General features: G+C 38.9%; 14 protein-coding genes and 1 pseudogene. 14 read left to right on the top strand and 1 reads right to left on the bottom strand.

Annotation, left to right across the window (positions count from 1 at the left end):
* The first annotated feature begins 58 nt into the window (after positions 1-58).
* From rnc to ftsY, 4 genes are read left to right on the top strand one after another with little or no spacing between them, the layout of a single operon-like run.
* Complete coding sequence (gene rnc / locus B5D30_RS02300; protein WP_078806423.1) at positions 59-742, top strand: ribonuclease III; 684 nt, start codon at positions 59-61, stop codon at positions 740-742.
* 60 nt (positions 743-802) lie between these two features.
* Positions 803-4,378 (top strand): chromosome segregation protein SMC, encoded by a 3,576-nt coding sequence (gene smc / locus B5D30_RS02305; protein ID WP_078806424.1) that lies wholly within the window; start codon positions 803-805, stop codon positions 4,376-4,378.
* Positions 4,375-5,181, top strand: a complete 807-nt coding sequence (locus B5D30_RS02310) for a Cof-type HAD-IIB family hydrolase (RefSeq protein WP_078806425.1) — start codon at positions 4,375-4,377, stop codon at positions 5,179-5,181. Before smc ends, B5D30_RS02310 begins: the two co-directional genes overlap by 4 nt.
* Positions 5,181-6,281 (top strand): signal recognition particle-docking protein FtsY, encoded by a 1,101-nt coding sequence (gene ftsY / locus B5D30_RS02315; protein ID WP_078806426.1) that lies wholly within the window; start codon positions 5,181-5,183, stop codon positions 6,279-6,281. The genes B5D30_RS02310 and ftsY overlap by 1 nt, the downstream gene beginning before the upstream one ends.
* Positions 6,282-6,408: 127 nt before the next feature.
* On the opposite strand, the gene B5D30_RS02320 is transcribed toward ftsY, so the two are convergent.
* Complete coding sequence (locus B5D30_RS02320; RefSeq protein ID WP_078806427.1) at positions 6,409-7,134, bottom strand: AAA family ATPase; 726 nt, start codon at positions 7,132-7,134, stop codon at positions 6,409-6,411.
* Between the two features lie 131 nt (positions 7,135-7,265).
* Here B5D30_RS02320 and B5D30_RS02325 point away from each other — a divergent pair, with 131 nt between their 5' ends.
* From B5D30_RS02325 to B5D30_RS02345, 10 genes and pseudogenes are all read left to right on the top strand, one after another.
* A complete protein-coding gene (locus tag B5D30_RS02325) occupies positions 7,266-7,580 on the top strand; it encodes a nitrous oxide-stimulated promoter family protein (protein ID WP_078806428.1) in 315 nt (104 codons plus the stop codon).
* A gap of 98 nt (positions 7,581-7,678) precedes the next feature.
* Positions 7,679-7,843: a hypothetical protein gene (locus B5D30_RS13430; RefSeq protein ID WP_159443173.1), complete on the top strand. Its 165-nt coding sequence runs from the start codon at positions 7,679-7,681 to the stop codon at positions 7,841-7,843.
* Positions 7,844-7,921: 78 nt separating this feature from the next.
* Entirely contained in the window at positions 7,922-8,071 is a 150-nt protein-coding gene (locus B5D30_RS13435; RefSeq protein WP_159443174.1) for a hypothetical protein, read from the top strand.
* A 118-nt stretch (positions 8,072-8,189) separates the two neighbouring features.
* Positions 8,190-9,848: pseudogene (locus tag B5D30_RS02330) on the top strand (PTS transporter subunit IIBC); the annotation flags it as partial.
* A 33-nt stretch (positions 9,849-9,881) separates the two neighbouring features.
* On the top strand, positions 9,882-10,361 hold the full coding sequence (locus B5D30_RS14445) for a PTS sugar transporter subunit IIA (RefSeq protein ID WP_407675491.1): 480 nt from the start codon (positions 9,882-9,884) through the stop codon (positions 10,359-10,361).
* A 59-nt stretch (positions 10,362-10,420) separates the two neighbouring features.
* Positions 10,421-11,233 carry an endonuclease/exonuclease/phosphatase family protein gene (locus tag B5D30_RS02335; RefSeq protein WP_078806430.1) on the top strand — a complete coding sequence of 271 codons (813 nt, stop codon included), beginning with the start codon at positions 10,421-10,423 and terminating at the stop codon, positions 11,231-11,233.
* Positions 11,234-11,418: 185 nt separating this feature from the next.
* Complete coding sequence (locus B5D30_RS14215; protein ID WP_268802090.1) at positions 11,419-11,544, top strand: hypothetical protein; 126 nt, start codon at positions 11,419-11,421, stop codon at positions 11,542-11,544.
* Complete coding sequence (locus B5D30_RS13085) at positions 11,541-11,747, top strand: hypothetical protein (RefSeq protein ID WP_144399451.1); 207 nt, start codon at positions 11,541-11,543, stop codon at positions 11,745-11,747. Before B5D30_RS14215 ends, B5D30_RS13085 begins: the two co-directional genes overlap by 4 nt.
* 15 nt (positions 11,748-11,762) lie before the next feature.
* Positions 11,763-12,560 (top strand): polyphosphate polymerase domain-containing protein, encoded by a 798-nt coding sequence (locus tag B5D30_RS02340; RefSeq protein WP_078806431.1) that lies wholly within the window; start codon positions 11,763-11,765, stop codon positions 12,558-12,560.
* Positions 12,550-13,230 (top strand): DUF4956 domain-containing protein, encoded by a 681-nt coding sequence (locus tag B5D30_RS02345; protein WP_078806432.1) that lies wholly within the window; start codon positions 12,550-12,552, stop codon positions 13,228-13,230. The genes B5D30_RS02340 and B5D30_RS02345 overlap by 11 nt, the downstream gene beginning before the upstream one ends.
* Positions 13,231-13,236: the final 6 nt, after the last annotated feature.

Here is a 13,236-nt window from a genome sequence, read left to right on the forward strand (position 1 = left end):
TTGTGAGCCGTGGGGCTGACAAAAGTTTTCGACGATGATTTTGAAAGGAAACGATGAAATGAAGGAATTGCAAGATAAGCTGTTAAAGGAATTTGAGATTCAGTTTCAAGATGAAGCGATACTAAGTCAGGCTTTTACACACTCGAGTTATGTCAATGAACATCGAACGCTTGGTTTAGAGGATAATGAGCGTTTGGAATTTTTGGGCGATGCAGTATTGGAATATTTGATTTCGGATTTTTTGTATAAGGAATACAGCGAATACCCTGAGGGGAAACTTTCTAAGTTGCGTAGTTCGATTGTCCGAGAGGAAAGTCTTTCGTATTTTGCGGTAGAATGTGGGTTTGATGAGCATATTTTACTCGGCAAAGGAGAAGAAATTTCTGGTGGTAGAAGTCGTCCTAGCTTACTTTGTGACTTGTTTGAGGCGTTTTTAGGTGCCTTAACTCTCGACCAAGGGCTTGATGTTAGCAAAAAATTTATTCAAAATGTTATGGTAGAAAAAATTAAAGCGGGGATATTTCATCAAGAAATGGATTTTAAAACACGTTTGCAAGAAGAATTGCAACAAAATGGTGAAGTCTCTATTCGTTATGATTTGGTGGAAGAAATAGGTCCTGCACATGAGAAAATTTTCGTTATTGATGTGTATGCGGATGAGAAGAAAATTGGTTTTGGTAGTGGAAAGAGCAAAAAACAAGCGGAACAGGCAGCGGCAAGCAATGCACTTGAAAATCTTTAAAAAAAGTGTGTTTTGTAGGAGCTAAGAGAAAATTTACCGTTAGATGAGAGAGGAATTATTTTGCATTTAAAAAGAATTGAAATGAAGGGTTTTAAATCCTTTGCAGATAAGACAATTATTGATTTTGAAAAAGGGGTAACGGCTGTCGTTGGTCCCAATGGTAGTGGGAAAAGTAATATTACAGAGGCTCTGCGTTGGGTGCTTGGGGAAACGAGTGCGAAGAGCTTGCGTGGCGGGAAAATGCCAGACATTATTTTTGCGGGAAGTGAAAATAGAAAAGCGTTGAATATTGCAGAAGTAACGGTTGTTTTAGACAATGGCGACAACTATTTTCAAATGGATTTTACCGAAATTAGCGTTACAAGACGTATTTCCAGAAGTGGAGATAGTGATTATTTTATTAATAAAAAAGCAGCTCGCCTGAGAGATATTCAAGAGCTATTTATGGACTCAGGACTTGGAAAAGAGAGTTTTTCGATTATTTCTCAAGGGAAAGTTGAAGCGATTTTTAACTCGAAACCTGAAGAACGTCGTGGAATTTTTGAAGAGGCGGCGGGAGTTTTAAAATATAAAACACGTAAAAAAGAGGCGGAGAAAAAATTATTTGAAACGGAAGATAATCTCAATCGCCTGCAAGACATTTTGTACGAACTTGAAGAACAGCTTGAGCCACTCAAAGAGCAGAGTGAGGTTGCACAGACTTATGAGCATTTGAAAAAAGAATTGACGACACTTGACGTTGCTTTGACGGTTGCAGAAATCGAGGAGAATAAGGCGACTTTTGATGCGAAACAAAAAGAGTACGAGGAAATTCATCAGCAATATACGCAAAAAAACATAGAACTTCTTGAAAAAGAACGTCTTTTAGCGGAAAAACGTGTGGAGCGGAGTAGTTTGCAGGAGCAATTGGAAGGATTGCAAAGCCAATTTGTTGCGTTGACGGAGGCTCATACGACTGCTCTTGGTGAAAAAAATGTCTTGGCGGAGCGGAGTAAGTATCAAGAAAAAAACGCACGTGAAATGGAAGAAAGTTTGAAAAATGTGCAAGACGAAATTCACAAGGTAGCAAAAGAAATTGATACACTTGCAACAGAGATGAATGATATTGATGACGAACTTGCCGAATTTGAAGAAACAAGGGAAGAACTTGAAGAAAAAATTGAACAATTGAGCAAGTCCTCTAAAGAAATCGCAAGTGAATTGAGAACGCAAATTTTATCTTTGACGGAGCAAGAGGCGACCATTCAAAATGATTTGAAATACCTTGAAGAACAATATCAAGTGCAAACGAAAAATAATGAGCAAAAAATATTAGAGTATGAGGCTTTAAAAGAAAAAATTAGTAAAGCAAAACAAGAAATTGCCAAAGGTGAGGAAAATCTTTCAAGCAAGTCGAGAAATGTAGAAGAAATGCTTGAACAATTCAACGCACAAAAGCAAGAACAGAGTAAAGTGAAAAACGAATACGACTCGGCTCAACAAGCATTGTTTCGTAAAATGAATGAAATTTCTCAAGTGAAAGCACGTCTGAAAAGTTTGCGAGAGTTACAAGAAAATTATCAAGGCTATTATCAAGGAGTCAAAGCGATTTTGAAGAATCGGAAGGAACTCTCTGGAATTGTCGGAACGGTTGCTGAAATCCTTGATGTACCAAAGGAATACGCTCTTGCAGTTGAAACGTCACTTGGTAGTGCGACACAAAATATTATTGTGGAAAATGAGGAAAATGCGAAAGTAGCCATTCAATATTTGAGCAAAAATCGTTTAGGGCGTGCGACATTTTATCCGATAACTACGATAAAACCACGTCACATCAATGATGTACAGAAAAATAGTTTTACTTCTCTTGACGGATTTATCGGCGTGGCAAGTGAGCTTGTGAAATGTGAGGAAAAAGTTCGTTCGATAGTGGATAATTTACTTGGACAAGTGTTGATTGCTCAGGATTTGGAGAGTGCAACACGTATTGCACGGACGATTCGTTTTCAATACCGAGTGGTTTCTCTTGACGGTGCAGTGATGAACCAAGGCGGTTCTATGACAGGTGGGGCAAATAAAAGCGGCAATCGCTCGACACTTCTTTCACAAGTAAAAGAAATTGAAGAATTGTCAAATGAAGCAGAAATGCTCATGAGTGAACAAGTAGAGCTTGAAAATGCCTTGAAATTTGCACAATCTCGATTGGAAGAGGAAAATGCACGTCTTGAGGAAGTACGAAATGCCGGTGAAGCGTTGCGTATGGAGGAAGTTCATGCGAAAAATGATTATGATGCGATTGTTATGAAACTACAATCACTTGTGAAAAATCGTCATGCGTTTGAAGAAGAAACGAAGGAATTAAGTGCTTTTCTAAGTGATTACGAAGAACGTTCGCAGTCTGCTAGAGAAGATTTAGCTCTTGCTACGGCTGAAAAAATGCGTTTGACAAGTGAACTTGAACACGTTGAGGAAAATGCGAGCAAACAGCAAATTACACGTGAAGAAACATTGAACGCACTGCACAAATTGCTTGCGAAAATAGACGTATCGAACGAACGTTTGAGTTTTCTAACGAAAAGTTTGCAGGAAAAATCTACTCAGCAAAAATCCCTCAACGCTCAAAAATTTGAGTTGACCACTTTGCTGAAAAATATGGAAGATACGAGTAGTTCTCACCAATTGTCTGAGGAAGAAATCGCCAATAGAATTGAAGAATTGGCAGTTCGCAAAACGTCTCTTGAAGAAGAAATTGAGGAGAAAAAAATGGCTCATAGTGAAGTTTCTTCTCTCGTTGCACAAATGGACGAAGAGTTGACCGCTTTGAATAAAGAAAGCCAAACGCTACTGAGTCAGCAGTCTAAAGCGGAAGTTGAAAGCAACCGAGCAAGTCTGGCACTGGATAATTTCCTAGAATATTTGCAAGAAGAATATTTCATGACGTTTGAGGCTGCAAGAGAGGATAGTGTCGCAGTTTCGGATAAAGCACAGACGAAAACGCAAGTGCGTGAATTGAAACGGCAAATTGAAAACCTAGGACCAGTCAACATGAGTGCCATTGAACAATACAAACAAGTAGCTGAACGCTACGAGTTTTTGACGGAACAACAAAAAGATTTGTTAACGGCAAAACAAAGTTTATTTGATACAATGGATGAAATGGATATTGAAGTGACGAAGCGTTTCAAGGAAACGTTTGAGGCAATTCGCAAACATTTCACAAAAACTTTCCCGAGTATGTTTGGTGGAGGGCGTGCAGATTTGATTTTGTGTGACCCAGAGGATTTGCTCAATACAGGAATTGAAATTGAAGCACAGCCACCGGGGAAGAAAATGCAGAATTTAAGTCTGCTTTCTGGTGGAGAGCGAGCGTTGACTGCCATTGCGTTGCTATTTTCGATTATCCAAGTGCGACCTGTTCCGTTTTGCGTGCTTGATGAGGTGGAAGCGGCACTTGACGAGGCAAACGTAGCACGATTTGGGCATTATTTGGCACATTTTGAGGACGAAACGCAGTTTATCGTGGTTACTCACCGCAAAGGAACAATGGAGAGTGCCAATGTGTTGTATGGTGTCACCATGCAGGAGAGCGGCGTGTCGAAAATTGTTTCAGTAAGATTAGAAGACGTACATGAAAACGGAGGTTTTGAGGCGAAATGATACAATTAATTGCGATAGATTTAGACGGCACATTGTTAAAAAATGACAAGACCATTTCTAAAGAAAATAAAAAAGTTTTGCGACTTGCCAAGGAAAAAGGTGTAAAAATCGTTATTACCACAGGTAGACCATTGAAAGCAATACATCACATTTTGGAAGAATTGAATTTGCTTGACGAGGGAGATTACTCTATTACGTTTAACGGTGGTTTAGTGCAAAAAAATGCCACAGGTGAAATTTTAGACAAGATAACTATGTCGCTTTCAAGTATTCAGGAAATTTATCAGGCACTTTTCTCACTTCATTTGCCATGTGACGTGGTAAGCGACGGAGAAGTCTACCAACTTCCTAGTGATAGAATTTCACTTTACGAAGCAGCGACACCGTTTCTGAATTTCCATAAAGTGAAACCTGAAGAACTTCAAGAAACGACGATTTATAACAAAATCATTTGTGCAACAGAACCAGATTATTTAGATGAAAAAGCTGCCCAGTTGCCAAGTGTTATCCGTGAAAAGTATGAAGTGATAAAATCTCGTGATATTTTGCTTGAGTTTATGCCAAAAGGAGTGACGAAAGCCTATGGTATCGCACATTTAGCAGAGATTTTGGGCATTTCACAAAGTGAAATAATGGCAATTGGAGACGAGGAAAATGATTTGTCTATGATAGAATATGCAGGAGTTGGCGTAGCAATGGCGAATGCTGTACCAATGATTCAATCGGCAGCAGATGTCATCACTCGTTCAAACGAAGATGACGGTGTTGCCCACATTATCAGTCAGTATTTGGAGGTAGAATAATGGGATTATTTGACAAAGTAAAAGCAGCTTTTTCCAAACCAAAAGACTACGAGGCACCGCTTGATTTACTTGACGAAGAAGTAGAAGTGGAAAATGAAAATGCTGAGTTATCAGAAGAAGTCGTCTTGCCACAAGAGGAGGAAGTCGTTCAAGAGGAAGTTTCGACACAAGAGCAATATACAAAAGGATTAGAGAAAACACGCAAAAGTTTTGGTGAAAAACTCAATGAATTGTTTGCGAATTTCCGCACGGTTGACGAGGATTTCTTTGAGGAAGTCGAAGAATCGCTTATCGCAGCAGATGTCGGTTTTGAAACTTCAATGAAAATCGCAGAAGAATTGCGAGATGAGGTGAAGTTGCAAAATGCCAAAAATAAATCGGTTGTCAAAAATGTTATCATTGAAAAAATGGTAAATCTCTATGAAGCCGAAGGTACAAATGAAAATAATAAAATTGCACTAGATGAAAATGGTTTGACTGTTATTTTATTTGTCGGTGTTAATGGTGTCGGTAAGACCACTTCGATTGGAAAACTTGCCAATCAATACCGTGAGTCAGGGAAAAAAGTGTTGCTTGCAGCTGCGGATACATTTCGTGCAGGAGCGATTAATCAGCTTGCTGTCTGGGGTGAGCGTGCAGGCGTTGAAGTCGTAAGAGGTGTCGAGGGCGGAGACCCTGCGGCAGTCGTCTTTGATGCAATGGAGCGAGCGAAAGCAGAAAACGTAGATATTTTGCTTGTAGATACGGCAGGACGTTTACAAAATAAAGTCAATTTGATGAATGAATTGGACAAAATCAAACGCATTATCCAAAAATCTTTACCGCACGCACCTCAAGAAGTTTTGCTCGTTTTAGACGCAACGACAGGACAGAATGCAATGGTACAGGCAAAAGAATTTAAAGCGACAACTGATGTAACAGGTCTTGTTCTTACCAAACTAGACGGAACAGCCAAAGGAGGAATTGTTCTTGCCATTCGCAATGAACTACACCTTCCTGTAAAATTTGTCGGTCTCGGCGAAGGAATTGCCGACTTGAAACCTTTCGATTCTGAAGAATTTGTAGTGGGGTTGTTTGGTGGATTGTTGGAGGTGGAATAAAGAGGCTGGGGCGAAATCTAAAATCTAGCCTAAATGGAACAATATAGAAATAGAAAAATCGCATGAAATCAACATTTGTGAAAATGAAATTTCTGCGATTTTTTCTTTTTGCACTACCTTTTTCTTCTCATTCAAACAAATTCCTCAAAACCCCGTCTGCACGATTGATCATCATCTCCGTAATTTGATAGGCACTCGTCTCCTTGAGATTTACTGCTCGCACGTTTTCCTCTTCAAATGAGTAAATCGTGCTATTTGGCATACTTGCCAAAATCGGCGAGTGGGTGGCGATGATAAATTGTGCTTTAGTGTTGATGAGGCGATTCATCTCAGACATCATGGCGAGTTGATTTTGTGGGGAAAGTGCTGCCTCTGGTTCATCAAGTAAATACAATCCCCCCTCACGAAAACGGTGATTCATTAAAGAAAAAAACGACTCTCCGTGACTCATTTTATGCAAATTTCCACCGTACTGGTGAGCGTAACGTTCAGATTCTCCGCCATAAATAGTTTCAAGATAACTTGCCATATTGTAAAAACTTTCCGCACGCAAGAAAAATGTATCTTGTGGTTGAAGGAAATTCCATTGAATTGTTAAAAAATCAGCAAGTGAAGAATGAGTTTGCCTTGTTTGAAAATTAAAATTCCGCCCACCACCTTCAGCGTTCATTCCACTTTTCACCGCAATCGCCTCAAGTAAAGTCGATTTCCCACTTCCATTTTCCCCCATGAAAAAAGTAATCGGGCAGTCAAACGAAAGGGAATGTAAATTTTTCAGTGCAGGAATAGAAGAAAAATACTCATTTTCAGGCAAATCATCTATGGAAATTTTTTGGATATGACCGAAATACATAATAGCCTCCTTAAAAAATGCTTATGCTTCATTCTATCAAGAAAAGGAAAAAAAGAAAATTAGATGTTTTCTTTTATAGCAATTTTGTATAAAATAGATGAAAAGAAAGAGAAATTAGCGGGGAAAGGGAAATGATGAAGAAAAATACTGGTCCAATCATTCAAGAGGAAATAGAATTAATTGGTTATATGATTGATTTGTACTATAAGAAAAATAAGGCGGATATTCCGAAAGAACGAATGGCGAAATATGCGAAAAATCGTTTGGAATTTTGTCAATTTGGCGAGAGGAAAACAACGTGTAAAAAATGTCCAGTGCATTGCTATCAAGAAGTTTATCGCAACCAAATGAAAAAAATCATGCGTTATTCAGGTCCAAGAATGTTAATTTATCACCCGATTTTGACTTTTCGTCATGAATTGCGAGGAGTTATGAGAAAATTATAAGTGAAGTTCATCTTAAAATTCAAGCAGAACTGTATTTGCAAAGGGCAAGTACAGTTTTTTTGTAGTTTGTCGTCAGATTCAAAAAAAATTGCATAAAAATGTTTGACATTATTTTGAGTCATGATATACTAAGTATAAAGAAAAAACGCAAACGTTTGCACAATCGTTGCATAAAAAGAAAAGCGAAGAGGAGCGTTCTGAAGTCTGCAACAGTGAACACTGTCGTTTATTTACTTGAAACGAAGTTTCAAGCGACATTGTGAACAGTTGCCAGACTTCAGCTCCTCGTAGCTAGACAAAGAAAAGCGAGCGGAGCGTTCTGAAGTATGTGGTAGTGAGCCGTGTCATTTACTTGCTCGAAACGTAAGTTTCGAGCGACACAGCGAACAGCCACCAGACTTCAGCCCCTCATAGCTAGACAAAGAAAAGCGGAGAGGCGCGTTCTGAAGTCTGTGGTAGTGAGCTTTGTCGTTTACTTGCTCGAAACGTAAGTTTCGAGCGACACAGCGAACAGCCACCAGACTTCAGCCCCTCGCAGCTAGACAAAAAAAGGAAAAAGGAAAGAAGTGCAACAAATTTCAGCACTTCAAAGTAAAAAGGAGGAACATCATGAAGAAAATTTTTAGTTTTGAATTTTGGCAGAAATTCGGAAAAGCATTGATGGTTGTAATCGCTGTAATGCCAGCGGCAGGTTTGATGATTAGCTTGGGGAAATCAATTCCGCTAATTAATCCAGAACTCACACCACTTGTTACAACAGGAGGTGTAATCGAAAATATCGGTTGGGCAATTATTGGGAATTTGCATATTCTTTTTGCCTTGGCAATCGGTGGTTCATGGGCGAAAGAAAAAGCAGGAGGAGCATTTGCCGCAGGAATTTCATTCATTTTGATTAACCGTATCACAGGAGCAATTTTCGGTGTAACCAATGATATGCTTGGTGATGAGAAGGCATTTACGCATACGCTTTTAGGCACGAAAATTATGGTCAAAGGATTTTTCACCAGCGTACTAGAAGCTCCAGCGTTGAACATGGGAGTGTTTGTCGGAATTATCGCTGGATTTATTGGAGCAATGGCATTCAATAAATACTACAATTTCCGTAAATTACCAGATGCGTTGAGCTTTTTCAACGGCAAACGTTTTGTACCATTTGTTGTGATCCTTTGGTCGTTAATTGCCTCACTTTTACTTGCAATTATTTGGCCATACATTCAAGCGGGAATTAACAATTTCGGTCTTTGGATTGCACAATCACAAAAAACAGCACCAATTTTGGCACCATTCCTTTACGGAACACTTGAGCGTTTGCTCTTGCCATTTGGTTTACACCATATGTTGACGATTCCAATCAACTACACACAGCTTGGTGGCACATACGAAATCTTATCCGGTGCTCAAGCGGGAACAAAAGTATTTGGGCAAGACCCTTTATGGCTTGCATGGGCAACAGATTTGGCAAACCTTAATACACAAGGCACTCATTCTCAATATTTAGAAGTGCTTTCTGGTTGGACACCTGCACGTTTCAAAGTAGGGCAAATGATTGGTGCAAGTGGTATTTTAATGGGTATGGCAGCGGCAATGTATCGCAATGTAGATGCGGATAAAAAACATAACTACAAATCAATGTTCTTCTCAGCTGCTCTTGCTGTATTTTTAACAGGGGTAACAGAGCCGTTAGAGTTTATGTTTATGTTTGCAGCAATTCCGCTTTACGTGATTTATGCGTTAATCCAAGGTTGTGCGTTTGCAATGGCGGATATTGTCAACTTGCGTGTACATTCTTTCGGAGATATTGAGCTTTTAACACGTACTCCACTTGCGATGAAAGCAGGACTTGGTGGCGATTTGCTCAATTTTGTCATTGTGACAATTGTCTTTGGTGTTCTAACGTATTTCTTGATGAGTTTCCTTATCAAAAAATTCGATTTTGCTACTCCGGGACGCAATGGGAACTATGATTTAGATACAGCAGAAGAAACTTCTGGTAATGGTGCAGTTGCCAAAGACCAACAAGTAATTGATATTATCAATCTTTTAGGTGGCAAGGAAAATATTCAAGATGTAGACGCGTGTATGACACGACTTCGTGTAACGGTAAAAGATACAGCAAAAGTCGGAAGTGATGAGCTTTGGAAACGTGCAGGAGCAATGGGATTAATTCACAAAGACAATGGTGTACAAGCAGTTTACGGACCAAAAGCAGACGTATTGAAATCAGACATTCAAGATTTACTTGAAAGTGGAGCGGAAATTCCAGCATCTAACTTTGAAAATTTGCAAGCTGAAAACAAAACAGTGAAGAAAAAAGAAGAAATACAAGAAGAAACATTGTTCTCAGTAGTAGACGGTGAAGTGATACCAATGGAAAAAGTCGCAGACCCAGTCTTTTCACAAAAAATGATGGGTGACGGTTTTGCAATAGAGCCAACAAATACAGAAATTTACTCTCCTGTTGCCAAAGGAGTGGTGACAAGTGTCTTTCCAACCAATCACGCTCTTGGCATCAAAACACCGCAAGGAGTGGAAGTTTTAGTGCATATTGGACTAGATACAGTAGAAATTGGCAAATCAGCGTTTGAAATGTTTGTAAGCGAGGGCGAAGAAGTGAATGAAAATACTTTGCTTGCTCGAGCTGATTTTGAAAAAATTGAACAAGCGGGCAAAGGAAAAACCGTGATTGTTGCTTTGACAAATATGGATAACGTAGAAGAATTTGATTTACAAAAAACGGGTGTTCAAACAGCGAAAACCGCTGTGGCAAGCATGAAGGCATAGTAACGATTGAGGTTGGGAGTTTTTTTCTCCTGACCTCAAATGATTATTGAGGGGAACGCATGAAAGTACTAACATTAAACACGCATAGTTGGATGGAAGAAGATCCACTTGTGAAATTAGAAATTTTAGCACAATTTATTATCGAAAAAGATTGTGATCTTATCGCTTTGCAAGAAGTCAATCAGCTGATGAGCGAAAGTGTTGTGTCGCACGAATTTTACAAAGCACCTGAAAATAGCGTTGAACTGAAAAAAGACAACTTTGCCTGTTTATTGGTAGAACGTTTGCGAGAATTGGGCGTGAATTATTCATTTTCTTGGCAATCCAATCATATTGGCTATGACAAATATGATGAAGGTGTGGCGATTTTGAGTAAGTTTAAAATAGAAGAAATCACGACAATTGAGGTGTCAAAAGCACGGAGTTATGACGATTTTCACACGAGAAATATTTTAGGGGTGAAAGTGAAAACGAAAGAGCAAATGTTTCATATATTTAGCACACATTATTCATGGTGGGAAGATTTTGTTTATGAGTGGGAGAGGACAAGGCAGTATTTAGCGACATTGGAGGAAGCATTTATACTTTGCGGAGATTTTAACAATCCTGCCAATGTGGAAAATGAAGGGTACGACTACTTGATGACTTCCATGCCGAAACTTCAAGACTCATTTTTATCAGCAAAAATTGTTAACGGTGAGTTTACCGTGGAAAAAGAAATTGACGGTTGGAGTGGCAACAAGAGCGGACTGAGGATTGACTATTGTTTTTGTTCGGAAAAATGGCGAGTAAAAAAACACGAAGTGGTCTTTAATGGTAAAAATCAAGCAGTAATAAGCGACCATTTTGGTATTTTAGTGGAAATTGAATAATTATAAACATGACGAGGAATGAAACTTCGTCATGTTTTTTTATGAGAAATTCTAAAAACTTGAGTATTTTAGTTTCTTTTAAGTTTCGTTTTTTATAATCGTTTTATCAAATCATTTAGAGAACCTTTAATGCTGATTTTTAGAAAGTAGGAAAAGCGAAGCGGGGCGTTCAGGAGTTTGTCGTAGTGAGCCACAGCATTTATTTACTGGAAACGAAGTTTCCAGTGCTGTTGCGAACATCGACCCAACTCCTGCCCCTCGCAGCTAGACAAAGAAAAGCGAGCGGGGCGTTTAGGGGATTGTCGCAGTGAGCAATGCCATTTACTTGCCTGAAGCAGAGCTTCAGGTGGTATTGCGAACAGCGACCAAGCCCCTGCCCCTCGCAGCTAGACAAAGAAAAGCGAAGAAGTGCGTTAAGGAGTTTGCAACAGTGAGCCGTGTCGTTTATTTACTCGAAACGCAAGTTTCGAGCGACACTGCGAACAGTTGCCAAACTCCTGCACTTCGTAGCTAGACAAAGGAGAATAAAATGGCAAAAAAAGTACGAGTAAAAGAAGGACAGATTTTTGAACGGAAAGAGAAAAAATATGTTTTGACAAAGGAACAATTTGAGCAACTTGTAGCACATTTAACGCAGTATATGAGTTTTGACGATTATGGTGAGCATACTATTCATACGGTGTATTATGACACGACAGATTATGATGTGATACGTCATAGCGTTTCAAAACCTAGATTTAAAGAAAAGTTGAGATTGCGAAGTTATGGCAAAGCGACTTATGACGGCGAAGTATTTTTGGAATTAAAGAAAAAAGTTGCAGGTGTGACGTATAAAAGACGTGAGAAAATGCCTTATTGCGAGGCGATCGAGTTTTTAAGCAAGCAAGGAAGTGAAAGAAAAACGCAAATTTTAAATGAAATTGGCTATCATCAACGACAATTTTCAGTAAAACCAGTTGTGTTGATTAGTTATGACCGTTTGGCGATGTATCACAAAAAGGATAGCGATTTTCGGATAACGTTTGACAAAAATATCCGATATAGTTTGAGCGAGTTTGATTTGACGAGGGCAGATGACATTGATCAAACAGCTTTGACGGATAGCGACACTGTTTTAATGGAAATTAAGATTTCTGATTCTTTTCCGTTAGAAATTTCACGGATACTGTCACTCCTTGACATTTATCAAGGGAAATTTACAAAATACGGCAATATTTATAAAAGTGCGATTGCACCAAATTATTATGAAGGGAAGTTAAAACAGATGAATACAAAGGAAATGACTAGACATACTAAAGAAAATGAGGTGATGAATTATGCTTTCTAGTATTTTGACAAGTACAACCAATAATCTAACAATAAGTATCCCAACTCTTTTAATGACGATATTTTCTAGTTTAATAGCAGGCCTTATTATTGCAAGGGTGCATATGTACCGAAATGTTTACAGCAAGCATTTAATTTTCACCGTGGCACTTTTGCCTGTTTTGGTATCGGCGATTATCATGGTGGTAAATGGAAATCTTGGTGCAGGAATTACGGTTGCTGGTGCGTTTAGTCTTGTTCGTTTTCGTTCGGCTCCCGGAAATGCTCGAGAAATCACAACGGTGTTTTTCTCTATGGCAACAGGGCTTGCGATTGGAATGGGGTATATTGCGTATGCGTTTATTTTCCTTATTTGCGTGAGTTTGGCGATGATTGTTTACAGCAGAATCAATTTTGGCGAGGCGACAAGTCATGAAAAACAAGTGAAAATTACTTTGCCAGAATATACCGATTATAATTCTGAATTTGAACCAGTCATGAAAGAATTTACAAGCAGATACAAATTAGAAACCGTCAAAACAACGAACTTAGGCTCATTGCTTGAGGCAACATTTATGGTAATCGAAAAAGAGCCATTACAACAAAAAGACTTTTTAGACAAACTAAGAGAAATCAACGGAAACCTACCAATTGTTATTCAAAGTAGCAAGCATGGTATGAATGATTTATAAGAAAAG

This window comes from Pilibacter termitis (assembly GCF_900167335.1).
Lineage (GTDB): Bacteria > Bacillota > Bacilli > Lactobacillales > Streptococcaceae > Pilibacter > Pilibacter termitis.